Source organism: Priestia sp. FSL W8-0524 (assembly GCF_038005965.1).
In the GTDB taxonomy this organism is placed as follows: domain Bacteria; phylum Bacillota; class Bacilli; order Bacillales; family Bacillaceae_H; genus Priestia; species Priestia zanthoxyli.
In genome coordinates this window covers 639,533-663,872 of sequence record NZ_JBBOUG010000001.1, presented here as the reverse complement: position 1 = coordinate 663,872, position 24,340 = coordinate 639,533, and the positions used below count along the sequence as shown (strand labels likewise).

The window sequence follows — 24,340 nt, the reverse complement described above, 5'->3', positions numbered from 1 at the left end:
GTTATTCCTCCGCTTGTAGTCGTCCATACGTTTTTTGCAATATGAAGTAGGACGGCTTTATTCGTTCGTGAAAAGTTGGATACTCCCAATTTTTCCACTTGTATAAGTAAAAATCTTTTAATAAAAGTTCTCCTTTTTTCTGAGTCGGAAACGTATCTTCCACGTCATTGCTCTTCTTATTAACAGCTACGACTCCCACTTGAATTCCTTTCATTTTCTCGCTGGATTCTAATCCTTTTTTGGACCAAATATCTCCCATTATTTCTTTTTGACTCGGGTCTTTTACATTTAAAAGCGCCCAAGGAATGCGAAGTTCAGCAATTCCATTTGATTCATTCACTTTAAAATCTGCCAGCGAATCAAATGAAGAAGAGTTAGGATCGCTGTTTCCTTCTTGGAGCTTCCCAGTTTCATAGGCGTCAAAAGGAATGGTTCTCTTGTTTTTCCCCTCTCCAATCGCTAATTCTTTGTTAAGGGCGAGCCTGATTGGATTAAACATGCCGTTATCTTTTGTATCGGTTCCTTTTACAGATGGAATCATTTGAAGCTGATGGGCATACGAAAAATAATACGTATCGTAATAGCTGTCTATCCACAAGTGACTGTCTTCTTTCCCGTTTAATTCTGCTACAAAATCAATTCCTTTTGTTTTTAAAGAAGGAATTTGAGGAATCTTTGACTGTCCCTGATTGTTAATTGTGTTAAACAAGAAATAAAGCTTTTGATCTTCCAGCTCTTTTGCACTCACGTGTAGATATAGATAACCTTCATCACTTGTAATGTTCAATGCTTTTAACTTCTTAGACGGCTTATATACCGACTTGCTGTTCAGCTTTTTCCAATCATCTGATTTGCCGTCTACTTTGACTTTCAGCTTTGTTCCTGGATCAAAACTCAACAGGCCAAAATGCTGTTCTCCCGTTTGCAAATTCGTCCAAAATGGCCTGCGATTCGGATTGTCGTACTCCATCGTATTCCACGTTCGCTTAAACCATTCATCTTGCCATGTAAAGACCATACCGCCAGCCATTTTTTCTTCAACAATATCTTCGTACAAGCGTGACAGAATCTTTCCTTGTTCTTGTTCCGTATGAAAGCCCTGATCCCATCCGTATACGTTTCTATGGGTGAGTCCTCGCGAAGCCGGAATGCCAAATTCAGCAACAAGCACGGGCATATGATGAACTTCTTTCATATTTTGCAAATAACCTGCGTAGTTATTTTTCTCTCCTCGATGATCGCGATAAGCGAGATAACGAGGTTCATAGTTTAAGAAATCAGGATAGTAAGGATAAATATGATAAGAAGCAAATAATCCCGGCTCAAATTTTTTAGTTGTGTGAATTAAATTAGGATTAACAGACACTTTATCTTCGTCTTCAGAAGGCTCATATGGATGAGTCAATAAATCCGTCGTCACCCAGTTCGTAAAGCTCATAGGCCGCTGCCAATCATATTTATCCTGCTCATAGGAAATTGTTTTTTCCATAAGCTGCGCAAGCCAAATTTCAAAGGGATTGCCTTTTTCCGTATAGATGTACTTCCCTTTAAAATCTTTCATTCCTTTATGTTTTTCATTTGTCGAAAGGGCTACCGTGGGATCCCATTCAACTCCTATAATCCAGCCTAAAACATAAGGAGACACGTCTGCTGTATACGTTCCGCTTGCATGTCCCGTCCGTTTTGGCAGTGTTGCATTTCCATGAATAACGTTTACAATCCTTTTCATTTCAGCTTCAAATTCTTTTGTATTTTCCTTTGCAAAAGCATCTTGTGAATCATAGAAAACTTCTTCATTCACCCATACTCCATGAAAAAGATAAATGGGTTCTTTGGCTTTTTGGTTATACTCAGCAAGCGCTTCATAAAAGCCGGGAGGGTGAATGGTGTATACGCGGATTGAGTTTGCATTCATCTTGCCAATTTCTTTAAACCAGCGCAAATATTCTTCTTTCGAAATAGCGGTCTCACCAGGGAAATGGCCTGGCTTACTAATGCCCATATTTACTCCTTTAATCAGCAAATCTTTCCACTTGCCGTTTTGATAAACTTGCAAATAATCTTTTCCTACTTTCCCTGCTACTTTACGGTCAGCATCTTCATAGATTTCCATATTTTCATTAAAAGTAACAGAAGCAGGCTGCGATGCATTTTGCTGTTGATCTATAATCTTATTCATAAGAGGCAGATAAACAGTCCAGTAAAAAGAAGACTCATCTTCTTTTCCGATTTTCTCTGTCCATTTCTTCCACACCGGGTAAAAAGAGGTTTGATAAATGGAAGGTACTTCTCCTTGATCTGCAAAATCTCCTGCAAAGTAATAAGTATCATATCGCTCTTTATTATGATGAACGACTGCTGGTATGGACAAAGGAATACCATTTTCCTTTAGCTTGTTTTTTCCTTCAGAATCCAAGTGAAAGACAAACTGAGCCTGCACATCACTTTTTTGCTGGGGTGTAATTACGTCAAACCAATATTGATAAGCAGATTCATCCTGTAAATTCAATGTTTTTTTTCCTTGTTTTGTATATTGAAACCATACTGGATTTTCTTTTAATTCTTTTTCCGTTATAATAACGAGCTTATTGGATTCATTAACAAACAGTAAGCCTTTGCCCGTAAGGTTCCACTCTTTGTTGTACTGCTTTTTGTAAGCACTTTTCACCCAAGCAGGAACTTCTTCACTGCCGAATTCATCAAAATAGCGACCAATCCAGCCGGACCACGTAACATTGTACAATTCATACAGTTCTTTGCGAACGTCTAGAGAAGTAGGACTTCCAAATGTATTAAACTCTCCAATCAGCGTTTTTGTACGTCCATTCAGTGCTTTCTTAACGTAGCTCACGTCTTCAGAAGTCATGCCGCCATACACCAGCTGAGAACGATCTCCTCTTTTAGCTTTTACGCCTAAATCTTCTTTGTATACGCCATACGTGTCCGTGATATAAATCATATCTGCAGAGTTTGTTTTTGGCAGAGATTTAAGGCTGTATGTTTTATCTCCATTCGGATAAAACCCTGCATAATCTTTTGAGATTTCATAAGGCTTCCCGTCTTTGCGTACTTTCGCTTGATTCAGCATCCACATTAAGCCCTGATGCTCTCGAAACGTTTGATCTGGCACTGTTTTATCAATGACAAGCATATTCAAATCAGTTGGTTTCTTTAGCTGCCAAATAAGAAATGGCGAAGCCGTTACTGCCATAACCAAAATAATGCCGCTGATTAATAACCATTTTTTCATTGTGAAACTCCTTTTCGCTGCATGTCTCCCCAGCCTTTTTTATTGCGAATAACGTCCAACAATCCATGACAGCGCCATATAACAGTTAGAGGGCGATACCAAAAGGATTCAGTCAGGGAGAAGACAAACAGCTTAGCGATATCAGATACTTTTGGATATTTGCGAAGGCTCCACTCTTCTAGCAAAACGGCCGCCATCGAATAAAGAGAACCATATACAACCATTAAGAGAAAAAGCAAATACGCAAATTCTACATAAATCCCGCCTACAACTAGAGAAATAACAATAAACAAATAGCCTAACATTTCCATGACCGGCCCGATTAGTTCAATAAACACAAAATAAGGCATAGAAATCATTCCGATACTTCCGTATTTCGGATTAAACAGCATCTCTTTATGCTTCCAAAGACTATCAAATAAACCGCGGTGCCAGCGGTTTCGCTGTCTTCGCAAATATTTGATTTCATCAGGTGCCTCTGTCCAGCATACGGGATCTGGAATATAAACAATTTGATTGTTGGCTTTTTTCTGTTTAATCAGTCGGTGGAGGCGAACAACAAGCTCCATGTCTTCGCCGACTGTATGAGAATAACCCCCAGCTTCAATCACCCAGCGTTTAGAAAATACGCCAAATGCTCCTGACACAATAAGTAATAAATTATGGCGACTGAGACCAATGCGCCCCATAAGAAAGGCACGTAAATATTCAATAATCTGCATCACAACAAGCGGCTGCGTATCAAGTCCAATCGATACGACCGCACCGTTTTCGATTTTACATCCGTTTGCAATTCGAATACTTCCTCCTGAAGCAATTACTTCTCCGTCTGAATCAATAATTGGCTTCATAACTTTTAAAAAAGCGTCTCTTTCCAACACTGAATCACCATCGATCGAACAAAAATAAGGATAGTTGGATAAATTAATTCCTGCATTTAATGCATCTGACTTTCCTCCATTTTGTTTATCGACTACATATAAATAATCGTATAATTTAGAACGATATACAGCTTTTACTTCTTTCGTCTCCACTTGCTTTCTCACAACTCGATTCATTTTCACAAGAGAAAACTCTTCGATGAGCTTTTCTAACGTATCATCTGAAGATCCATCATTTACTACAATTACTTCATATTCCGGATATTCAATTCCAAGCAGCGAACGCACGCTTCCAATAATCCCGACAGATTCGTTATAAGCGGGAACTAATATAGATAACGGCGTTGTATAGCTAACCGCAAGCAAATCTTCATAAGGTTCTTCATCATTTAATTGATATTGCTTTCGCAGTTGAAAAGCAGAGATGATAAACATCATAAAATAAAAACAAAGCACAAAAATCATATAAGCAAATACAGCCCATCCGCAAACGGACAAAAAAAGATGCCAAACACTATTCCACAACCGTAATTCCTCCCTTTTCAAGCCATTCTGCTGCCATATCTTTCGAAAACTTGTCATCAGTCGTTTCATATACATGAACTAAGTATTCTGTACCCGTTGGGATTTTCATCATTGACTGAGCAGCATTCGAACGCACAAGAAAATGAGAATCTTTCAGCGACTGCTCGAGAAGTGACAATCCCTTCTCATCTCTCGTTTTGCCTACTAGTTTGGTAGCCATCATTCTCTCTTGCCACATATCTGATTGAAGATGTTTCGTGAGCTCCTCTACTTTTAATGGAAAAGATAAAGCGTTAAGTGATTTCAACGAACGAATTCGCAGTTCTTCTGATGAACTTTTCATGTGCATTTTTAAGAAATCGATATACTCTAACTTATGATTGATACCGACCATATCGATAAGTGGCAGCTGAATTTCTTCTTGCAGGTCTTCAAATTTATTAATAAATTGCTGAAACTGCTCACTGTTCATAGTTCCAAACAAAGAGCGGTACATAAATTCAGACAGCGGTTTAGAGGCATTCGTCATGTATATAACAAACTCAGGACGGTTTAGCTTAACTAAAATCTTTAAAATTTGATTTTTTTCAGCCGCTGTACTATTTTTTTTCTCATACATTTCTACTAATTGGTCTGTTAGCGTAGTAAGACCAAAATCTTCAATAGCATAAAGGGCATTCATTCTGACACTCCACCTAGAATGATACAGCTCTTTTTTATATTTGGGTGTAAAAACCTTCTCCGCATAGAGCGTGATGTTATTTCGAATGTCATCACCTTGCACAGCTGCAGAAAAACCGCTCAATAGTTCCTCTACACCCGCCAGCTCTATTTTATTTTTAGGCTCTATCCGATGTTCTTCATCTTTTCTGTATAAATAAATAAAAAGAGATTCTTTTATACTATCTTTATAGGATTCTACTTTTGCCCGGAAAGCGTTTAAACGCGCTTTTTGAATAAGTAAATAACTTAGAAAACAAACCAACAGCAATAGCAATCCGCTAAATAAGATATATACCACTTGAATGGACATCGCCATTTATTTCACCTTCTTCATTAAATGACGTACGCGCGCTTCAAGCTCCATTAACTTAAATGGCTTTGTCATGTAATCGTCTGCCCCAAGTTCTAACGCTCTTTGAATATCTTGTTCGCTGTTTCGTGATGTAAGCATAATAACCGTGTACTGATCGTGACGTTTCTGCTGCCTTAATTTTTGCAGCACTTCTAAGCCATCCATCTTAGGCATCATTCCATCTAAAATAACAAAGTAGTGATCGCTAGAGTGAATCCATTGGGACTCAAAAAATTCGATGCCGTCTTTAAACACTTCTATTTTCACTTCATAACGATCTCCTACATCAATCTTACTCAAAAGCTCTTTCAGCATCGTTCGAATGATAGAATCATCATCAATGATAGCCATACGAAGCGTTCGCTTTTTAACCAGCTTGCTTTGAGAAGAAGCTACAATTTTTTGACGTCCTGATTCCTTCGCTATATATAATGCTTCATCAGCTTGATGAAGCGCTTTTTCTAACGGCCATTCATTGTTATGAACTTCTACAACTCCGCCGGAAAAGCTGCAATAAAACGAATTGCTTTGATGTGTGAACACTTTTTTCACAAAGGAATCCAACAGTCTATTTAATACTGTTTCTGCCTCTTTTATATTGGTTTTTGGCAGTAAAAGAATAAATTCTTCGCCTCCATATCTAAAAATGTGATCTGTTGGACGAATTTCATGCTTCATATACTCTACAAATGCTTGCAGCACGCGGTCTCCCATAAGATGTCCATACTGATCATTTATTCTTTTAAAGAAATCTAAATCTAAAATCGCTAAACAAAAAGGATCTTTTAAGCGGTCGTAGCTGGATAGCTGCTGACTGTAGATTTCTTTTAAATACGTTCGGTTATAGGCTCCTGTTAATTCATCAAACATTAAATAGGAGTTAAACATTTGCTTTCGTGCAATATGGTGACCAATTCGAAGTAGACTTTCTTCCAAATCGAAAGGTTTAACAAGGAAGTCATCGGCCCCTAATTTAAAAGCCTTCAAACGCGTCTCTCTTTGATTATCAACGCTCATCATGACAATCGGGACGAACAGTTGCTTTGTTTTATCACGTAAAAATGAAAGAATGTCAAAGCCTGTACAGTCTTTCATATGTACATCAACAACAAAACAATCCGGCTTTAATTCGTAAAAAGCCGTAATGGCTTTTTCTTTAGATGCAGTTGCTAATACGTACCATCCCTGCTTTTCAAACTGTTCTTTTAAATACATCAGCATTGAAAGATCGTCATCAACAAGTAAAATGCTAGCTGTTTGTTCACTGATTTCTATCGGTTTATTTATATCTTCTGCGGATTGAATTTCATCTTGATAACAAATTTTAATAATATCTAATAAAAAAGTATTCAACTCCGCGTAATCCCAGATTTTTTTCTGTTTTTTTTCAACAGCTTCCATTAACGCGCGGGAACGATCTCCTAAATAATGCAGTCCAATAGTCGCAGACGTTCCAGAAATTGAATGCAAAAAGCGGTACACCTCTTCATGAGGTATTTCTTTATTTTGATCAGTCCACTCTTGCAGCTGCTTACGCACATTAGCTAATAATGCAATTTGATATTTATCCATCTTATACACCCTTTGTTCGATATAGTTAACACTTACCCCATATTACTCCATCCATTTTTCTATAATATTTTGTAAGTAAATGAAATATTTTCTTACTTTTATTTTAAGTATGTTTTTTCCAAATGAAAAGCAATTCCTTTTTAACCATACTTTTCCTCCAATGATTTTACTTTAAAATGATTCTTTTTTCACTCATTATTTTTCTTTTCAGATAAGTAAAATGTCCTGTTATCTTCTTTACAAATAGACCTGCAACCTTATTGACAAAATTAATGAGTCTTTGTTACCCTTATACACGTTGTAAAAAATTTAAAAGTGAATGTTAAGGAAAGCAGCCGTTTTGATGAACGATCAATCAAATCAGGTTCTTTCCTTTTTATATTTTTACTAAGGCAGATACTTTGCTAAATAAAGTTTCGCTTTATACACCGTGTCCTCTTTGTCATAGGCGCACTTAGACCGAAAACAGACGGAAAGGAGTATAAAATGTTTACTCAGCTTACAGAAAAAAACCAGAATGCAGAAGAACTAAAAGAAACACTTGATGATTTAGAGTTTCAGCTATTTCGCATGCAGGATAATTTAAAAGAAATTGCTAAAAAGTACGAAGTTATCGGTGTCGATCAGCCTGAAGATAATCAGTTAGTTATTGTATCGGCACAAAATGACGGAAACGCATGTAAAATTATGCTAAATGAATGCACAAAAGCCTATAGAGGGGCTTGGGATTTTGCCATCGATGGCGTATATGAAGATAATCACACGATTTTTATTGGTGATATTAAAGGTCCCGCTAATAAGGGATATGGCTCTGTATGTATGAATTATTTAAAAGAAGTAGCGGTTGATCAAAATGTTCATGTCATTAAAGGAGATATCGCTGAGCGCGACTGGGATCATCTCGAAAGATTAATTCATTTTTATGAAAAACATAACTTTGAAGTAAATATTGATTATACGAATAAGTGCGGAGAAATTGAATGGACTCCAGCTTATCAATAAAAAACGAACAGACAGCGTCTGTTCGTTTTTTTTATTTGATATATGCTAAGCTTTTTTTAATACTGCTAAGAGGATTTTCTATGCACTGATCTTGTTCAACGATCCACCATTTTACGCCTGCTTTATTGCCTTCTTTCATGACAGCCTTTACATTTACCCCTCCGGTACCAAGAGGAGCAAAGAATTGCTCGCCGTCTGTTGTCATATCTTTTAAATGGATAAAAGGCGTACGATTTCGATAGTGCTTCATCCACTCAACTGGATCTTCGCCTGCTTTAGTGAGCCAATAAATGTCCAGCTCTACATTTACCCCAGTTTCTTCTAGAATCGTTTGGAGAGCTGACTTTCCAGTTGACAATTTTTTTAGCTCAAAATCATGATGGTGATAGCTAAACGACATGCCTTCTTTTTTACAATAAGCATCAATGTAATTTAAAGAATCAATAAGTTCGAAATATCCTTTTTCAGTTTGTCGTTCAGGCATTAAATAAGGACAAACAATATGTGAATTTCCAACTTGCTGCTCAAAGTGAATTACTTGCTCTAAATTTGCTTCTAATTGTTCAAGCGGCACGTGACTAGAAGCTGCCTTCAGCTGTAAATCCGTTAACCATGCTCTTACTTCTTGCGCTGTATATCCTTCGTACCCTGCAAACTCTACCCCTTGATATCCTAAAGCAGCTACTTTTTGAAGAGTTCCTTTAAAGTCTTTTTTCGTTTCTTCACGCAGCGTATAAAGCTGTACTCCTACAGGTATCTCTCCCATCTTCTCTCCCCCTGTTCATTAAGAAAGTGATTGAACTATGGCTAAATCAACCCAATCTAAAGACGAACAAATTGAACTAGTATGAATTACTTGTTACACAGCTGTTGATTTCCGTGCAAGACTTCGCTTTCCGCGGGCGGCCGGTGAGCCTCCTCGTCGCTTACGCTCCTGCAGGGTCTCACCTGTTCCGCTTTTCCCGCAGGAGTCTTCGTCTTGCCCTCCAATCAACACCTAGAAGCAATTAACTACAATTAAATCTACGTTCATCCTAGAAAGGAAAAAATCCGAACGAATTTGATTCTCGATCAACAATCAGATTCTTTCGGATCCTCCTTTAACTAACATACTTTTTTCTCAACATCTGCTGCTTTTTATTTTACTGCACTTCCAAGCATTCCTGAAATAAAATGACGCTGAAGTGCTAGGAAGAAGACAATGATTGGAATGGTTGCAATCGTTACCCCCATCATTACTTGACCGTAATCAATAATCGATAATCCAATTAAGCTTGAAAGAGCAACTGGCAATGTAGCCATTTCGTTTGATGTAGTCGCAACTAAAGGCCACATAAAGTTATTCCACTGTGTCATAAATAAGAAAATAGCTGCTGCAGCCATCGCAGGCTTCATAGAAGGAAGCACAATGGTTAAAAAGATTCTCATCTCTCCAGCACCGTCCAAACGTGCTGCTTCAATCAGTTCCGTTGGAAAAGCTAAAAAGTTCTGACGTAATAAAAAGATAGCGAACGGAAAGCACAGCTGCGGAACAATAAGAGCAAAATACGTATCCAGCAAATTAAAATTCGACATCAGCTGAAAAAGCGGAATGAGCGTTGCTTGATATGGAATCATCATGGACAATAAAAGCGTCGTAAAAATTGCGTTTCGGCCTTTAAATTCAAATTTAGATAGCGCATATGCAGCTGTAGAACAAACCATTAAAGCTACAATCACATACACGACTGAAACAAATACTGAGTTAAAAAAGACCCGCCCTAAATCAATTGAAGCATTTAAATTTTGTAGATTTGTCATAAATTGATCGCCAGGCTTCAGCGTTGGAGGGTTTGTAAACATTTTTCCCGATTCATTCGTAGCGCCGATAATCATCCAGTAAAACGGAAAAATAGAGATAATCGTGAACAGCCCAAGCATGCTGTATAATCCTATTTTACGCATGATGTTACTTTTCTTTTTAACCTTAGGTACGGTAGCTACTGCGGTTGCTTCTACTCTCTCTAATACACTCATGATTTATCACCCGTAAATTTAAATTGGAAGAACGTTAAAATACCGACTAATAATACAACAACGTACGCAATGGCTGAAGCATATCCAAAATCAAAATATTTAAAGCCATTTTGATAAATATATAAGCCTAGCGTCATCGTGGAATCAGCAGGGCCGCCTTTTGTTAAGTTAAAAGGTTCGTCAAACAATTGAAGCGTGCCAATTGTTGATAAAATAGTAGCAAACAAGATAACGGGTTTTAATTGTGGAACCGTTACGTGGAAAAACTTTTGAATACGATTTGCCCCGTCTAAATCAGCTGCTTCGTAAACTTCATGAGATAAACTTTGAAGAGCTGCTAGAAAAATAACCATATTATAACCTGTCCATCTCCAAGTCATCGCCACGATGATTGAGACTTTAGCCCAGAAAGGATCTCCCAGCCACTGAATGGCATCGATACCGAAAAACCCTAAAATAGTATTCATAATTCCTTCATCTTGAAGAATGATTGAAAACAAAATAGAATAGGCAACTAGCGACGTTACTGCGGGCAAGAAAAATGAAACTCGGAAAAAACCTTTTAGTCTTAAAAGCTGACTGTTTAACGCGTTAGCTAGTACAAGCGCTAATAAAATCATGACGGGTACTTGAACGATTAAAATAATCCCCGTATTTCCAAGCGCTTTCCAGAAAATATCATCTCCGAGCAAACGTGTATAGTTTGATAAACCGGTAAATACATACTTTCCGCCTTCCATACTCTGAAAGCTTAGAATAAACGATGAAAAAATAGGATAGATGGTAAACAGCGCGAACAGCAAAAGTGCTGGAGCAATAAATAAATAAGGCAATGATTTATTTGTCTTCATGATGACCTCCTAGTACCGCAAGAAGAAGAGATAGAAGGCAATTTTCTAGAAATCACCTTCTATGCTTCTTGATTATTTTTGAATTCGGTTTTCTAAGCGTTTTTGAGCTGCTTCAAGCGAGTCTGTAACGCCCTTACCATTTGTTACCTCTGACACAGCTTTGACTGCTTCACTGTTTGCAACTGAGTAATTGCCTGTAAAATTAACCGGCTTAATATCTTTCATTTCATCTGCGAATGTTTTCCAAATCGTCTGATTGTTAAAGTACTCATCTTGTGCAGTGAATAATTTTGAAGAATATACGGTATTTAATGATGGGAATAATCCGCCCTTCATCGCTTCTTCTTGAACTTTATCTGTTGTTGAGAAATATTCCATAAATTTGTACGCTTCATCTGCTTTTTGGCTATTTGCTGAAATCACATAGTTGCTTCCGCCTAAGTTAGAAGCACGGTTGCCTCCTTCTTCAAACGAAGGTAATAAAAACACTCCCCATTTTCCTTTTAAATCTGGAGCCTGTTGCGTAATAGAACCAGATAGCCAAGCACCCGATGGTGAACTTGCTACTTTACCTTCTGCTAAAGCACTGATTGAAGCATCCCATCCCACTGTATTTTTAACAATGCCTGCTTCTTTTAACTTCTTATTTAACTCCATCGCTTTTTTCGCTTCTTTAGAAGTTAAATTGAGCTTACCTTTGTTATTAAAATAGAACGTACCTTGCTGCGTTAGTGCCATTCGGAATAAGCCATCGTCATTATTAAAATCTAAACCTAGTAAATCAACGCCAACTTTTTCTTTAATTTTTTTACCAGCCGCAATGTAATCATCCCATGTTTTGATGCTGTTTGGATCTACACCTGCTTTTTCAAAGTAATCTGTGCGGTAGAAAACGCCTGTCGGACCTGCATCAAACGGGAAGCCGTACATGTCTCCATCCTTTGATAAAAGAGCTCTCTTAAACTCTGGAAATTTATCTTCTTGCTTATCAAATCCTTTTTTAGATAGGTTTAAAAATGCTTTTGGAAATGCATCCAAGTATCCTTGGAAACGATCGTCTTCTACTAATACAATATCAGGAAGGCCTTTTCCGCCAGCTTGCAATCCTGTTGTTAATTTTGAATAAACATCTTCACGTCCCATATCCACTACTTTTAATTTAAATCCTGGGTTCTCTTTTTGATATTCTGCTGCTGCTTTCTTTAATACCGGTACGTTAATATTCCAAGCCCATGCAACAACTTCTTTTCCACCGCTACCACTTGTTTCATTAGCGGACTTTCCTCCGCATCCTGCAAGTACTAGGGTTAAAATGAGTGCAAAACTGATTAAACTAAACCAACGTTTCAATGAATACCCCTCCTATGATCTCGTCTCCTAGTGTGGCAAGTTTTTTTGTAAACGCTCACGTCTCTTTCTAGATAGAATTATTGAAAAATAATTCTGTATATTGAAAGCGTATACAATTTACTTAATCTAAATTATATGAATGAATACCCTTTTCCTCAATGGTAAATATAAAAGGCAAAAACCTTACATTTTTGCCTTTTTGTAAATTGATTTTGTTATTATGGTTTCTATTAACTTTTTCGTTCATAAAAAAAAGCGAATGTACTGTTATTGTTGAAACAGAACACAATCGCTTATTTAAAAAAATCCAATGTATACTATTTTTTTGCTACATAAGTAACACTTTCTTGCTTATTTGGGACGTTCTAAGGAAAATAATTGCCCCAATTTACTATAGTTAGAACCCGCAAGCCGGCTGACTGGCTTCACACGTTCTGCAGAAACGCGATCGTTTTCTATCACTTTTTCACTAATATGAAACATCACAACTTCACCGATAAACAAATCTGAGCTGTATGCCTCATCCGTTCCTAATGGAACAATTTGGTGAAGCTTACATTCCATTCGAATGCTGGCTTCTTGAATTCCGGGAACCTGCACTTTTTTGCTCGGTGCTAGTGTTAACCCTGTTTCCTCGACTTCACTCACGGAAGAAGGGTAAGAAGATGCCGCTTGATTCACCTGTTCCACTAAGTTTTCGTCTACAAGATGAACTACAAATTCTTTAGATGCACTAATATTTTTGGCCGTATCTTTCGTCATTTGACCTTCACTTCTCGAAACCGAAACGGCAATCAGCGGAGGCTCTGCCGCAACTACATTAAAAAAACTAAACGGCGCGGCATTTACTACACCGTCATCATTTTGACTTGTAATAAACGCAATTGGCCGGGGAATGACGACACCTGTTAGCAAATGATAATTATCTTTTGCACTTTGTACCGCTGGATCAACTACCTTCATTTTACCCACTCCTTTTCTTCCATTTACTTTATTGTATGGTAACGAAAAGAGCATAGATTAGCTAGCAACTTGCTCACCAAACATGCAAAGAAGAGGGTGAGACATAGCTGCATCCATCTCATCTGAAAACCAACAAAATGAAAAAATCCGAACGATAAATCGTTCGGATCTTCTCTTTAGTTTAGCACCGTTACTTTCACTGTACGACGTCCAAATGCTTTTGCAGCTGACTCAGAAGGTACTAATACGTCAATTCGATATCCTTTAATCGCACCGCCCGTATCACCTGCTGTTGCCACTCCGTATCCTTCTACATATACTTTTGAACCTAATGGAATAACGGATGGATCTACCGCAATAATTTTATGAGTGCCTGAACTTACATTTTGTCCAGTGGCTGTTACGCCGCTGCAGCCTGCACAATTAGCTGTATAAGCTGTTGCTTCTACATACATTTCTTTTCCAGAATGCTTTTGTGTGCTTTCTTCTTTTTTCGTTTCTTTTTCTTCTGAAGAAACGGCTGCTTTCTTCTCTGTAGCCGCAGCTGTTTTTACTTCTTGTTTCGGCTCTGTTTTTACTTCTTTTTTAGCTGTTGCTAATTCAGCTTGACGCTTTGCTTCTGCATCAGCCTCAGCCTTTTCAGCCGCCTGCTGTTTTGCCACTTGCTCAGCTTGCTTTTGAGCTGCTTCTTTTTCTTTTGCAATCTTATCTTGAATGCCTGTTAGTTCAGACTGAAGATTTGCTTTTTCTGAAGAAGCTGCATCAATTTCATTTACGACCGTACTGTATTTTTCTTGCATAGTTGTTAACGTTGCTGTTTGTTTCGCAACGTTTTTATCTAATTCAGCTTGTTTAGCCGCTAGGCTACTTTTTGCTGCTTCTAATACTTTTTCTTGCTTATCAATTTCTTTTTTATCTTTTTCAATTTGATCTAAGTCATTTTGATGCTGCTTTAAAATATCATTATCTGCTGACAATAAAGTTGTGACCGCACCCATACGTGCAACAAAATCTCCAAAGTTATCAGCATTCATTAATGTATCAATAACAACGCTTGTTTTATCGTCCTGCTGTAAAGCAACTAATCGATTTTCAATAATATCTTTACGACTTAACACTTTTTCCTGAAGCAAAACGATCTCTTTTTTCTTTTTCTCAATCATTTTGTTCGCTTCTGAAATCTGCTTTTCAGTCGATGCTAACTCTTTTTTATTGCTAGAGATTACTGTATGTAATGAATTTAATTGTGACTGTATGTTTTGAACATCTGAATTGATAGACTGTTTCTCTTTCTCTTTTTGTTGAACAGCCTTTTCTGTTTCTTTAATTTTATTTTCAGTAGTCTGGAGCGCTTCTTCATTCGATTGGGCGTGAGTCTCTGTAATGCCGGTCATGAAGAAAATTCCTGTGACTGCTGCAAGAGTCATACGCTTAAAAATTTTCATAAAGTAATAGTCCCCTTTCCTCATAGACATAGTTATACCATAAAAAACTAGCTGTTTATGTTACAATACAGTTAAAAGTTTCCCATAATCTGTATAACCAAGAATCTCTTTCTGGGAATTTACCACCAAAATCCCTTGATAGAGAGGTTTACTGTTTATTAAAAAAGATATATTTTTGTCACAAAGGGGGCAAAATTACTCTTTAAAAATCAAAATAAACGCTTATTATTACAGCTATATTACAAATTTTTCACAGAAAATTATGTGTTTTACCGCCTTTTTTCTGTGTTTTTTACTTTTTATTACATAAATTCCACCTACATAATTCCTACACTATTTATAAAGTTGTGACTTTTTCACTTCTTTTTTACACTTTATATATATATAAAGACGCCCATAAATCAAATGAGCGTCTTTTTTCTTCACACGTATAAAGCCATTATTTTTCAGAGGTTACTAGTTTTAAAGGCACTGGAATTTGCTTATCTACTTTTTTGCCTTGAAGAACATTTTTAGCAGACTTTACGGCAAGTTTACCAATTAAAACAGGCTGCTGGGCTACAGTTGCTCCTAGTTTTCCTTCTTTTACTGCTTTAATTGCATCGTCGTTTCCATCAAACCCTACTACTAATACATCTTTTCCTGAGCTGTTAATCGCTTGAATAGCTCCTAATGCCATTTCATCATTGTGAGCAAATACGGCTTTGATACCAGGGTTTCCTTGAAGAACGTTCTCCATAACGTTTAAGCCTTTTGTACGGTCAAAATCAGCTGACTGTTTAGCCGTAATATCTAGCTTTTGATCTGCAACGTTGTGGAACCCTTTTCCTCGTTCACGAGTTGCTGAAGCTCCGGGCACGCCTTCAAGTTCTGCTACCTGAGCTTTTTCACCTACTTTTTTTACAATGTAATCAGCAGCCATTTGACCACCTTTTACATTATCTGAAGCTACCAGTGTTTCCACTTTTCCTTTTTCTGCTGAACGATCTAGCGTAATAACTGGAATCCCTACATTATTAGCCGATTGTACAGCTGTTGAAATAGCGGCTGAATCCGTTGGGTTAATAAGCAGAATGTTAACACCTTGCTGCATTAAATCTTCTACATCGTTAATTTGTTTTGCTGAATCATTTTGAGCATCTACTACAACTACTTCCATGCCCAGTTTTTTTGCTTCTTTTTGTACTCCTTCTTTTAGGGAAACAAAGAACGGATTGTTTAATGTAGACACGGATAAACCAATTTTAATATCTTTTAAATTTTTACTTTCAGATGGTTTCGCCCACTCAGGAGGCTGAAGTGAACAAGCCCCTAACAGTAATAATGAAAATGATAATAGCACGAGCCAAATTTTCTTCATGTTTTTCCCTCCTAAGCTGACTTTTTGCGATCAATTAATACCGCAATTAAAATAACAATTCCTTTTACGACCATTTGGTAAAACGACGAAACGCCGAGTAAGTTCAAACCGTTGTTTAATGTTCCGATAATCAGCGCACCAATTAACGTTCCAACAATGCGTCCACGTCCTCCGGAAAGGCTTGTGCCACCCAGTACTACTGCGGCGATAGCATCTAACTCGTAAGACGTACCTGCCGTTGGCTGAGCAGAATTCAAGCGAGAAGTCAAAATCGCTCCTGATAGCGCTGCCAATAATCCTGCTAGTGAGTAAATCATAACCTTAACTTTCGGAACTTTGATTCCTGAAATAAATGCTGCTTTTTCATTTCCACCGATTGCATATGTTCTACGGCCAAACGGTGTTTTATGCAAAATCACCCATAGGACAGCAAACGCTAGTACCATCGTAATTGCTGGAACAGGAATACCTAGGAAATAGCCTCGGCCAAATAACTGGAAGTAATAGTTTTCACCTAAGCCCGTAATCGGATTTCCATCTGTATAAACAAGCGTTAACCCTCTAAAAATTGTCATCGTCGCTAGCGTCGCAATAAACGGCGCCATTTTTCCTTTTGTAATAAGTAAGCCGTTAACCATACCCATTACAGCTCCTAACACACATCCTATTAAAATAGCTAAAATAGGATCTACACCTGACACAATCATACCTGCCATTAACGCACTTGATAGAGCAAGTATAGAGCCCACGGATAAATCAATTCCCCCTGTTAAAATAACAAATGTCATACCGAATGCAATTAAAGCATTAATAGCCACTTGACGCAGCAAGTTTAAAATATTTAAAGGTTCTAAAAAGCTTGGATTTAAAATCGATACAATGACAATAAGAATAAATAAACCTAGTAACGGACCTAGCTTTTGCATCACGTTATCAACGCGATTTTCTTTTATCGCTGTGTTTGCTTTCATTTTACTGACCTCCTGTTGCAAATGTCATAATTTTTTCTTGAGTTGCTTCTTCACTTGTCAGTTCACCTGTTATCTTTCCTTCATGCACAACCAAAATGCGATCACTCATGCCGAGTACTTCCGGAAGCTCTGAAGACACCATGATAATAGCCACGCCTCTGTCTGTCAGTTCATTCATAAGCTGATAAATTTCACGCTTCGCCCCGACGTCAACTCCTCGAGTTGGTTCATCTAAAATTAGCACTTTTGGTCCAATGCCAATCCACTTGGCAATAACTACTTTTTGCTGATTTCCTCCCGATAAATTAGCCGCACTCGTCTCAGACGACTCGGTTTTGATCGTTAAACGTTTAATAAGCAAATCTACAAATTGCTGCTCGCTTTTTTGTTCAATAAAGCCTTTTGGCGAAAAGCTGAATAGACTTGGAAGTGCAATATTTTCTCGAATAGAAAAATCCAGAACGAGCCCTTCTGTTTTACGATCTTCTGTAATGAACCCGAGACCTAATTTAATGGCTTGGTCTGGCTTTGTGATACTGACCCGTTTGCCATTTAAGATAATTTCGCCTTTTTCTAACGGATCAAGCCCGAAGATAGCGCGCATAATCTCGGTTCTTCCAGCTCCCATTAGCCCCGCAACGCCGACAATTTCTCCTGATCGCACTGAAAAATGAACGTCTTGAAACACACCTTTTCTCTCCAAGCCTTTTGCTTCAAAAACAACGTCTCCCTTAGGAGATGTCCTAGCAGGAAATCGATCCGTTAGCTCTCTTCCTACCATTTTGCGAACAACATCATCGAAGCTGGTTTCTGGAATCGGCTTTTTGTCTACCGTCTGTCCGTCACGCATGACCGTAATGGAATCACAAATAGCGAAAATCTCTTCCATACGATGTGAAATATAGACAATCGATACACCTTGTTTTCGCAGCGCATTAATTACGTCAAATAACTTTTGAATTTCTCTTTCAGTAAGCGCTGCGGTCGGCTCATCCATGATAATCACTTTTGCATTCGTCATCAGCGCTTTGGCTATCTCAATCATTTGCTGCTGTCCGACAGAACAAAGTCCTGCTTCTTGATCAAGAGGAATGGTGACAGCTAATTTTTCAAACTGCTTCTTTGCTAACGCTTTCATTTCTTTTGTTTTTAAAAAACCTAAAGGCGTTTTTAATTCTTTGCCGATAAATAAGTTCTCAAGCACCGTCATTTCAGGCCAAACGTTCAGCTCTTGATGAATAAAGGTAATTCCGTTTTGTTCTGCTTCTTTTGGATTTTGAAAATACGTCTCCTTGCCATCAATCAGAATCTGCCCTTCATCTTTTTTATGAAGGCCGGTTAAAATATTCATCAGCGTAGATTTCCCCGCTCCATTTTCCCCCATTAGTGCGTGAACTTCACCTTCATGTAATTCAAAATCCACGCCTCTTAGTACACGGTTTGCTCCAAAGGCTTTATGAATCCCTCTCATTGCAATATGCATGCTGTTCACCTCTTTTAAAAAATAACTCCCGCTTGTAAAATACAGTTTGCATAAGGAGTTGCTTCTCCTGTACGAATCACAACTTTCGCTTTACTTGTCAACATTTTCAATTGTTCATGCGATACTTCTTCTACTAAGATGTTTTGCTTTTCCATCAACTCGTAAGCCTTTTGGTTTCTTTCTTTCATTTCAGAAGCAATCACTATTTTTTCTGTAGCCATATCTTCTAACACAGCTACTACTACATCTTCAAAGCTAGGCACTCCTAGCTTTAAAGATAAATCAATTTTAGGCACGTCACGCGGAACAGGTAACCCTGCATCTGCAATGACAATAGTGTCTGTATGACCTAGATCTGTTAGTATTTTCGTAATATGACTGTTAATCATTCCGTGACGTTTCATTTACAGACTCTCCTCCACTTCTTTTCGAGTCGGCATGCCGCCTTGCGCACCAAATTTAGTGACGGATAGCGAAGCTGCGCGATTAGCAAACTGAATTCCTTTTTCAAAACCCATTCCTTCGGCAAGTGCCACAGCAAGCGCTGCGTTAAACGTATCTCCTGCTCCTGTTGTATCAATCGTTTCTACTTGATAAGAAGGAACCAATACTTCTTTCTCGCCGTTAAAATAGCGTACACCTTGTTTTCCTTCTGTAATAAACAATTTATTTGGATACTGTTTTAATACTTCTTCTTTTTCTTTTCCTTCAAATAAAAGCGCTGCTTCATGTTCATTTGGAGTGATGTAAGAAACTTGTTCAATCACTTCTGCTTTTAATGGTCTTGCAGGCGCTGGATTTAATAAAAGCGGTACTTTAAGTTCCTGACAAAGCTGAGCAACATATTCAACCGTTTCTTCTGGAATTTCTTGCTGAATAAGTACGATATCAGCTTCTTTAATTTTTTCTTTGGCTTTTTCTACGTAGTCTGGAGTAATATAATCGTTTGCTCCTTTAACAACTACAATGCTGTTGTCTCCTTCAGCGAGTATAATGTGAGCTGTTCCGCTATCTGAATCTGTAACCGGTTTCACATTTTCCACAGATACACCGTTTGATTTGAAATTCTCCAGGATTGCTTTTCCGTAATGATCTTCGCCCACACATCCAATCATACTCACATCCGCTCCAAGCCGGGCTGCTGCAACAGCTTGGTTCGCTCCTTTTCCTCCCGGAACGGTTTTAAATGATTCTCCTAACACTGTTTCTCCAGCTCCAGGACGAATATTTGATGTTACTACTAAATCCATTGATGAACTTCCAATCACAGTTACTTTAGCCATGTTCCTCAACCTTTCGTGTCGTATTTCGTTCAATAAACGTAACGGGTAGTTGTACTTGCTTTTGAATTAAAGGTTCTTTCTTAATGCATTTCATTAACAGACCTGCTGCTTGCTTGCCCATTTCATAAGCAGGCTGACGAATTGTAGACAGGGCTGGAAACGAAAAGCGGCTTTGCGGAATATCATCAAAACCAATCACTTGAAGATCATCAGGCACGCTTTTCTCTAATCGAAACGCCTCATGTAAAACAGCTGTGGCTACAATGTCATTACTTGCGATAATCCCGTCTGTTTCAGGGTACTTTTGAAAGATTTCCTTTGCCCATTTCTGCGCATCGTCAAATGCTAGAGAATTTGTATTTAATACGTAAAAGTCTGCATCAGACTGACTCAAGACAGAAAGAGAGCCTTGAAAACGTTCCTGAGCAGGCTTTACATTTACTGGACCTTTGATAAGAGTAATTCTTTTACTTCCTCTTTTGATTATTTCTTCTGCAGCGATTTTCCCGCCTTCAAAACCATCAGCATAAACGGATGGATACTGATCAGAACTTCTATCTAAAAACACGACGGGAAATGTAAGACCTTCATATAGTTTCTGAGCTAAACTTGTTGTTGCCGTAATCATTCCTACTACATGATTTTGCGTAAACGTTTGGAGATATGTCAATTCTTTCTCTAACTGCTCATCACTATTGCCAAGAATTAAACGAAATCCATGGCTATGTACTTCATCTTCTATTCCTCGTGCGAGCTGAGGGAAAAAAGGGTTTGTGATGTCTGGAAGCAATAGACCAATCAAACGTGATTCACGTGTATAAAGCGAACGGGCTACTTCGTTAGGGCTGTAGTTTAATTTTTGAATTGTATTCATTACTCGCACACGCGTGTCTTCTTTTACATACCCTGTACTGTTTAAAACACGCGAAACGGTCGCAACGGACACGCCTGCTTCTTTTGCTACATCACGAATTGTTACCACTTTATTTCCCTCCCTCCATATATGTAACCGTTTACACAAATAATATCATGGAAAAGTGAAGTTGACAATCTTTTTATCAAAAAAAAATCACTCCATTAAGAAGTGATGTTTCTTTCATTAGATATTAGCGTCTAGTTTCTTAAATAATTTCAAAAATTGCTCTTGATCTTTCGGCTCATAGCAAGAAAAGAAATGAGCAATCATCTTTTGCACAATTTCATTTGCTTCTTCAATCACTTGTTCACCTTTAGCAGTTAACTCAATGTTTACCTTACGGCGATCCTCTTTAGAGTGATAGCGTGAAACTAACTCTAAGTCTATTAAACGAGTAATAACAGGAGTGATCGCACTAGGCTTTACACGCATCTCCTCTGCCAGCTTGGTTACTCCAATATGACTGCATTTACCGATAATTAATAAGATATGATATTGAAAAGGCGTAATCCCTTGTGAAAGTAACCTTTCTTTTATCTCTGTCATTACCTTTTTGTTAAGGGATATCGAAATTCTCTGGACCTCTTCAATAAATGTGAGCTGTTCCATGTTTTGACGTCCCCTTTCTTATAATCAGGGAGTCGATTCTAACATGTCAGCCCCCTGCTGCACTCCAAGCGAAACCTAACCTGGGGAGAGCGGCTGGTTTCGCGGAATGCTTATAACCTATTTTCTATCTGTTTTATTCCGTACTATTATAATAGAAGAAACTCATTCATTATCGTTTTTCTTAAACGATCTTAAAGCCTTACGAAAAGCGTCATCATTCATAACGTCACGTTCTTCTTTTGTAAAAACCGTGTCGTCTTTTTCGCCTTCTCTAAACTTTTGCAGCACTTGACGATACATATCATCGTTCATGACATCTTTTTCTTTCTTATGTCTAGATGTTCTTGTTTCCGTCTTCGCCTGCGGTTCTTTTGGCTCTTCTTTTAGTGTTTCTTTTGGTGCTGCAGGTTTTTTTTCTGCCACTTTTTTCTCTTCTACTTTTGGCTCTTTAGGAGCATTTGAAGCAGCCGCTTCTTTTTTAGGTGGAACTGTACGCTGGCGCTTAGAAGATGATGCTTTAGCATTCATTGTAATAATTAGGACAACCAGAATCACAGCTACAACGATCAGTAAAATACCTAACATACCGTCACCTACTGTCCTTGTGTCATTCGTTTAGTCACTTGAACAACACGTTCTCCTAACGCTTTACCTAGCGCTTGGTCGTTCTCTGTTAATAATTCGTCACCTTCGATTGGACAAGTAATTCCCACACCGTAATAAGTACCGTACAGCGCATTTTCTGGAATGTTACCTGGTAAGCCAGCGATAACCATTCCTTGATGAAGCATCGGTGTAATTAAATTTAAAAGCGTTGCTTCTAAGCCACCGTGCGTTGTAGCTGTTGTACAGAACACCGCACCTACTTTATCAATTAATTTACCTTCTGCCCATAAATAACCTAATTTATCAATCCACGTTTTTAACCCTGAACTGATTGTTCCAAAATGCCCTGGGCAGCCCCAAATAATAGCATCCATTTCAGGCAGTTCACGTACATCTGCTTCTTCGACATGCTTTACATATACAGTTGCTTCTCCAGACAGCTCAGCGCCAGAAGCAATCGCTTTGGCTAATGCCTCTGTATGTCCGCCTTCACTATCATATACGATACAAATTTTCATCCTTTATCCCTCCGTTGCTTATGAGTTCATATCTTTTGGTGCCGGTAACATACGAATATCGTCTGTTGTTTCTTTTTCTGTCTCTTCTACTTCTACCACTGGATCTTTACGAACATCACGTAGGAAGAAACTTAAAATCAATCCAATAATGGCAATGATAACTGTCCAGTAAAACGCGTCGTTAATTCCTTGTACAGTTGCTTGCGCTTGAACTTTTCCAGCTAATGTTGTTAAAGCTTGTTTTTGCGCTTCTGTTTGAGAAAGGTGAAGCGTTTGAGCAATCTTTTGCACGAATACCTGGAAGTTATTCATAAAGAATGGATCAGATGTAGTCATTGAACTGCTCATTTCATTCACATGATATGTTGTGCGATTTGTAAAGATTGTAGTCATTAAACTGATACCGATTGAACCACTCACCTGACGAAGCGTGTTCGACATAGATGTACCGTGGCTGCTTAATTTTGCCGGCAGCTGATTTAAACCAGCTGTCATAATTGGCATCATTAATAATGACATACCGAATGCACGGATCATATAAATAATAACAATATGACTAAACGGTGTTTCAAGCGTTAATTTTGTAAATTCAAATGTTGTCACAACCGTAATCAACATCCCGACAATCCCTAGTGGACGCGGTCCTAATTTATCAAACAGCGTACCAGAAATCGGTGACATGACTAGCATAACAAGTGCACCAGGCAAGATTAATAAGCCTGAGTCAAACGCTGAATAGCCACGGATGTTTTGCAAATAAATCGGTAATAAGAACATACCAGCATACATGCTGATTGTAATGGCAATACTGATGATATTAGATAATGAGAAAATATTGTATTTAAATACTCTCACATCAAGTAATGGACTTTTAAGTCGAAGCTGCTGTACAACAAAGATGATTAATAAGACAATACCGCCGATCATCGTTGATAATACAACTGAATCCGTCCAGCCATCGTTTCCAGCTTCACTGAAGCCGTATAGAAGTAAAGCCATACCTGCAAGAGATGTAAACACAGAAATTAGATCTACTTTTACATTTTGAGGCGGTTTAATATCTTTTAATTTAAAAGCTGCAATAATAAGTACGAGTGCACCTAGTGGCACCATTCCCGTAAATAAAATGTGCCAGTCATAGTTTTGAATAACCCATCCTGAAAGCGTCGGTCCAATTGCCGGAGCGAACATCATGGCTAAACCAAAGATACCCATTCCTTTTCCGCGCATATGAGGAGGGAAAATAAATACGATAATGGTCATAACTAGAGGTGCTAGCACTCCGCCCCCGACTGCTTGAACCAGACGTCCAATTAGCATAATTGAGAAAGTCGGCGCGATTCCGCAGACAAGCGCTCCAATTGTAAAGCAGGCCATCGCAAATAAGAATAAGCGACGAACGCCAAAACGTTCAATTAAATAGGCTGATAATGGAATAAGTGCACCATTTACAAGCATATATCCTGTAAGCAACCACTGTGCGGTATTAGCCGTAACGCCAAACTCTGTAATCAGATGCGGAATCGCAACATTTAGCAGCGTTTGGTTTAAAATTGCTAAGAACAATCCAAGCATAAGTACGACTAGTAGCGGGATATGCTTTTTAACTGAGCTTTCCTCTGGTTGTATCGTGTTTGCTGACATCAGTTCCTTCCTCCTTTCTT

Annotated in this window: 22 protein-coding genes; 1 reads left to right on the top strand and 21 read right to left on the bottom strand. The window is 38.2% G+C overall.

The window, feature by feature from the left end:
* Position 1: 1 nt before the first annotated feature.
* The 4 genes from NST66_RS03325 to NST66_RS03310 are packed head-to-tail and all read right to left on the bottom strand — an operon-like array spanning position 2 to position 7,303.
* Positions 2 to 3,250: a hypothetical protein gene (locus tag NST66_RS03325; protein ID WP_340843057.1), complete on the bottom strand. Its 3,249-nt coding sequence runs from the start codon at positions 3,248 to 3,250 to the stop codon at positions 2 to 4.
* Positions 3,247 to 4,656: a glycosyltransferase family 2 protein gene (locus NST66_RS03320; protein WP_033578173.1), complete on the bottom strand. Its 1,410-nt coding sequence runs from the start codon at positions 4,654 to 4,656 to the stop codon at positions 3,247 to 3,249. The genes NST66_RS03325 and NST66_RS03320 overlap by 4 nt, the downstream gene beginning before the upstream one ends.
* Positions 4,646 to 5,695: a HEAT repeat domain-containing protein gene (locus NST66_RS03315; RefSeq protein WP_328132588.1), complete on the bottom strand. Its 1,050-nt coding sequence runs from the start codon at positions 5,693 to 5,695 to the stop codon at positions 4,646 to 4,648. Before NST66_RS03315 ends, NST66_RS03320 begins: the two co-directional genes overlap by 11 nt.
* A complete protein-coding gene (locus tag NST66_RS03310) occupies positions 5,696 to 7,303 on the bottom strand; it encodes a GGDEF domain-containing response regulator (RefSeq protein WP_154991686.1) in 1,608 nt (535 codons plus the stop codon). It abuts the gene before it with no gap.
* Positions 7,304 to 7,789: 486 nt separating this feature from the next.
* On the opposite strand from NST66_RS03310, the gene NST66_RS03305 reads away from it, so the two are divergent.
* Positions 7,790 to 8,305, top strand: coding sequence for an N-acetyltransferase (locus NST66_RS03305; RefSeq protein WP_013055642.1), 516 nt, complete (start codon positions 7,790 to 7,792; stop codon positions 8,303 to 8,305).
* A 31-nt stretch (positions 8,306 to 8,336) separates the two neighbouring features.
* Here the strand turns inward: NST66_RS03305 and NST66_RS03300 are convergent, their stop codons facing one another.
* From NST66_RS03300 to NST66_RS03220, 17 genes are all read right to left on the bottom strand, one after another.
* Positions 8,337 to 9,071 (bottom strand): sugar phosphate isomerase/epimerase family protein, encoded by a 735-nt coding sequence (locus NST66_RS03300; protein ID WP_028412190.1) that lies wholly within the window; start codon positions 9,069 to 9,071, stop codon positions 8,337 to 8,339.
* 93 nt (positions 9,072 to 9,164) lie between these two features.
* Positions 9,165 to 9,299, bottom strand: a complete 135-nt coding sequence (locus NST66_RS03295; RefSeq protein WP_255219835.1) for a hypothetical protein — start codon at positions 9,297 to 9,299, stop codon at positions 9,165 to 9,167.
* A gap of 143 nt (positions 9,300 to 9,442) precedes the next feature.
* A complete protein-coding gene (locus NST66_RS03290; protein ID WP_013055640.1) occupies positions 9,443 to 10,249 on the bottom strand; it encodes a carbohydrate ABC transporter permease in 807 nt (268 codons plus the stop codon).
* A gap of 68 nt (positions 10,250 to 10,317) precedes the next feature.
* Complete coding sequence (locus tag NST66_RS03285; RefSeq protein WP_014461372.1) at positions 10,318 to 11,172, bottom strand: carbohydrate ABC transporter permease; 855 nt, start codon at positions 11,170 to 11,172, stop codon at positions 10,318 to 10,320.
* A gap of 72 nt (positions 11,173 to 11,244) precedes the next feature.
* On the bottom strand, positions 11,245 to 12,522 hold the full coding sequence (locus NST66_RS03280) for an ABC transporter substrate-binding protein (protein WP_340843056.1): 1,278 nt from the start codon (positions 12,520 to 12,522) through the stop codon (positions 11,245 to 11,247).
* 351 nt (positions 12,523 to 12,873) lie between these two features.
* On the bottom strand, positions 12,874 to 13,485 hold the full coding sequence (locus NST66_RS03275; RefSeq protein WP_016763208.1) for a flavin reductase family protein: 612 nt from the start codon (positions 13,483 to 13,485) through the stop codon (positions 12,874 to 12,876).
* A 176-nt stretch (positions 13,486 to 13,661) separates the two neighbouring features.
* Positions 13,662 to 14,930, bottom strand: coding sequence for a 3D domain-containing protein (locus NST66_RS03270; RefSeq protein WP_033578168.1), 1,269 nt, complete (start codon positions 14,928 to 14,930; stop codon positions 13,662 to 13,664).
* 439 nt (positions 14,931 to 15,369) lie between these two features.
* On the bottom strand, positions 15,370 to 16,290 hold the full coding sequence (rbsB, locus tag NST66_RS03265) for a ribose ABC transporter substrate-binding protein RbsB (protein WP_014461376.1): 921 nt from the start codon (positions 16,288 to 16,290) through the stop codon (positions 15,370 to 15,372).
* A gap of 11 nt (positions 16,291 to 16,301) precedes the next feature.
* Positions 16,302 to 17,261: a ribose ABC transporter permease RbsC gene (gene rbsC / locus NST66_RS03260; RefSeq protein WP_033578167.1), complete on the bottom strand. Its 960-nt coding sequence runs from the start codon at positions 17,259 to 17,261 to the stop codon at positions 16,302 to 16,304.
* A gap of 1 nt (position 17,262) precedes the next feature.
* Positions 17,263 to 18,744: a sugar ABC transporter ATP-binding protein gene (locus NST66_RS03255; protein ID WP_028412185.1), complete on the bottom strand. Its 1,482-nt coding sequence runs from the start codon at positions 18,742 to 18,744 to the stop codon at positions 17,263 to 17,265.
* Positions 18,745 to 18,758: 14 nt separating this feature from the next.
* Positions 18,759 to 19,148 carry a D-ribose pyranase gene (rbsD, locus tag NST66_RS03250; RefSeq protein ID WP_034269677.1) on the bottom strand — a complete coding sequence of 130 codons (390 nt, stop codon included), beginning with the start codon at positions 19,146 to 19,148 and terminating at the stop codon, positions 18,759 to 18,761.
* Complete coding sequence (rbsK, locus tag NST66_RS03245; RefSeq protein WP_028412184.1) at positions 19,149 to 20,027, bottom strand: ribokinase; 879 nt, start codon at positions 20,025 to 20,027, stop codon at positions 19,149 to 19,151.
* The gene (locus tag NST66_RS03240) at positions 20,020 to 21,009 is read right to left on the bottom strand and encodes a LacI family DNA-binding transcriptional regulator (RefSeq protein WP_049163042.1); all 990 of its coding nucleotides are present in this window, start codon (positions 21,007 to 21,009) and stop codon (positions 20,020 to 20,022) included. Before NST66_RS03240 ends, rbsK begins: the two co-directional genes overlap by 8 nt.
* 117 nt (positions 21,010 to 21,126) lie before the next feature.
* Positions 21,127 to 21,552 (bottom strand): MarR family winged helix-turn-helix transcriptional regulator, encoded by a 426-nt coding sequence (locus NST66_RS03235; RefSeq protein ID WP_028412182.1) that lies wholly within the window; start codon positions 21,550 to 21,552, stop codon positions 21,127 to 21,129.
* 162 nt (positions 21,553 to 21,714) lie between these two features.
* Positions 21,715 to 22,137, bottom strand: coding sequence for a hypothetical protein (locus NST66_RS03230; protein ID WP_034269671.1), 423 nt, complete (start codon positions 22,135 to 22,137; stop codon positions 21,715 to 21,717).
* Positions 22,138 to 22,145: 8 nt separating this feature from the next.
* Positions 22,146 to 22,676, bottom strand: coding sequence for an NAD(P)H-dependent oxidoreductase (locus tag NST66_RS03225; RefSeq protein WP_014461382.1), 531 nt, complete (start codon positions 22,674 to 22,676; stop codon positions 22,146 to 22,148).
* Positions 22,677 to 22,694: 18 nt separating this feature from the next.
* Positions 22,695 to 24,320, bottom strand: a complete 1,626-nt coding sequence (locus NST66_RS03220) for a DHA2 family efflux MFS transporter permease subunit (protein ID WP_028412180.1) — start codon at positions 24,318 to 24,320, stop codon at positions 22,695 to 22,697.
* Positions 24,321 to 24,340: the final 20 nt, after the last annotated feature.

Excerpts from the sequence above, each read along its gene's own strand:
- NST66_RS03325 (WP_340843057.1), bottom strand. The coding sequence starts at position 3,250 with ATGAAAAAATGGTTATTAATCAGCGGCATTATTTTGGTTATGGCAGTA.
- NST66_RS03315 (WP_328132588.1), bottom strand. The coding sequence starts at position 5,695 with ATGGCGATGTCCATTCAAGTGGTATATATCTTATTTAGCGGATTGCTA.
- NST66_RS03310 (WP_154991686.1), bottom strand. The coding sequence starts at position 7,303 with ATGGATAAATATCAAATTGCATTATTAGCTAATGTGCGTAAGCAGCTG.
- NST66_RS03305 (WP_013055642.1), top strand. The coding sequence starts at position 7,790 with ATGTTTACTCAGCTTACAGAAAAAAACCAGAATGCAGAAGAACTAAAA.
- NST66_RS03300 (WP_028412190.1), bottom strand. The coding sequence starts at position 9,071 with ATGGGAGAGATACCTGTAGGAGTACAGCTTTATACGCTGCGTGAAGAA.
- NST66_RS03290 (WP_013055640.1), bottom strand. The coding sequence starts at position 10,249 with ATGCGTAAAATAGGATTATACAGCATGCTTGGGCTGTTCACGATTATC.
- NST66_RS03285 (WP_014461372.1), bottom strand. The coding sequence starts at position 11,172 with ATGAAGACAAATAAATCATTGCCTTATTTATTTATTGCTCCAGCACTT.
- NST66_RS03275 (WP_016763208.1), bottom strand. The coding sequence starts at position 13,485 with ATGAAGGTAGTTGATCCAGCGGTACAAAGTGCAAAAGATAATTATCAT.
- NST66_RS03270 (WP_033578168.1), bottom strand. The coding sequence starts at position 14,930 with ATGAAAATTTTTAAGCGTATGACTCTTGCAGCAGTCACAGGAATTTTC.
- rbsB (WP_014461376.1), bottom strand. The coding sequence starts at position 16,290 with ATGAAGAAAATTTGGCTCGTGCTATTATCATTTTCATTATTACTGTTA.
- rbsC (WP_033578167.1), bottom strand. The coding sequence starts at position 17,261 with ATGAAAGCAAACACAGCGATAAAAGAAAATCGCGTTGATAACGTGATG.
- NST66_RS03255 (WP_028412185.1), bottom strand. The coding sequence starts at position 18,744 with ATGCATATTGCAATGAGAGGGATTCATAAAGCCTTTGGAGCAAACCGT.
- rbsD (WP_034269677.1), bottom strand. The coding sequence starts at position 19,148 with ATGAAACGTCACGGAATGATTAACAGTCATATTACGAAAATACTAACA.
- rbsK (WP_028412184.1), bottom strand. The coding sequence starts at position 20,027 with ATGGCTAAAGTAACTGTGATTGGAAGTTCATCAATGGATTTAGTAGTA.
- NST66_RS03235 (WP_028412182.1), bottom strand. The coding sequence starts at position 21,552 with ATGGAACAGCTCACATTTATTGAAGAGGTCCAGAGAATTTCGATATCC.
- NST66_RS03230 (WP_034269671.1), bottom strand. The coding sequence starts at position 22,137 with ATGTTAGGTATTTTACTGATCGTTGTAGCTGTGATTCTGGTTGTCCTA.
- NST66_RS03225 (WP_014461382.1), bottom strand. The coding sequence starts at position 22,676 with ATGAAAATTTGTATCGTATATGATAGTGAAGGCGGACATACAGAGGCA.
- NST66_RS03220 (WP_028412180.1), bottom strand. The coding sequence starts at position 24,320 with ATGTCAGCAAACACGATACAACCAGAGGAAAGCTCAGTTAAAAAGCAT.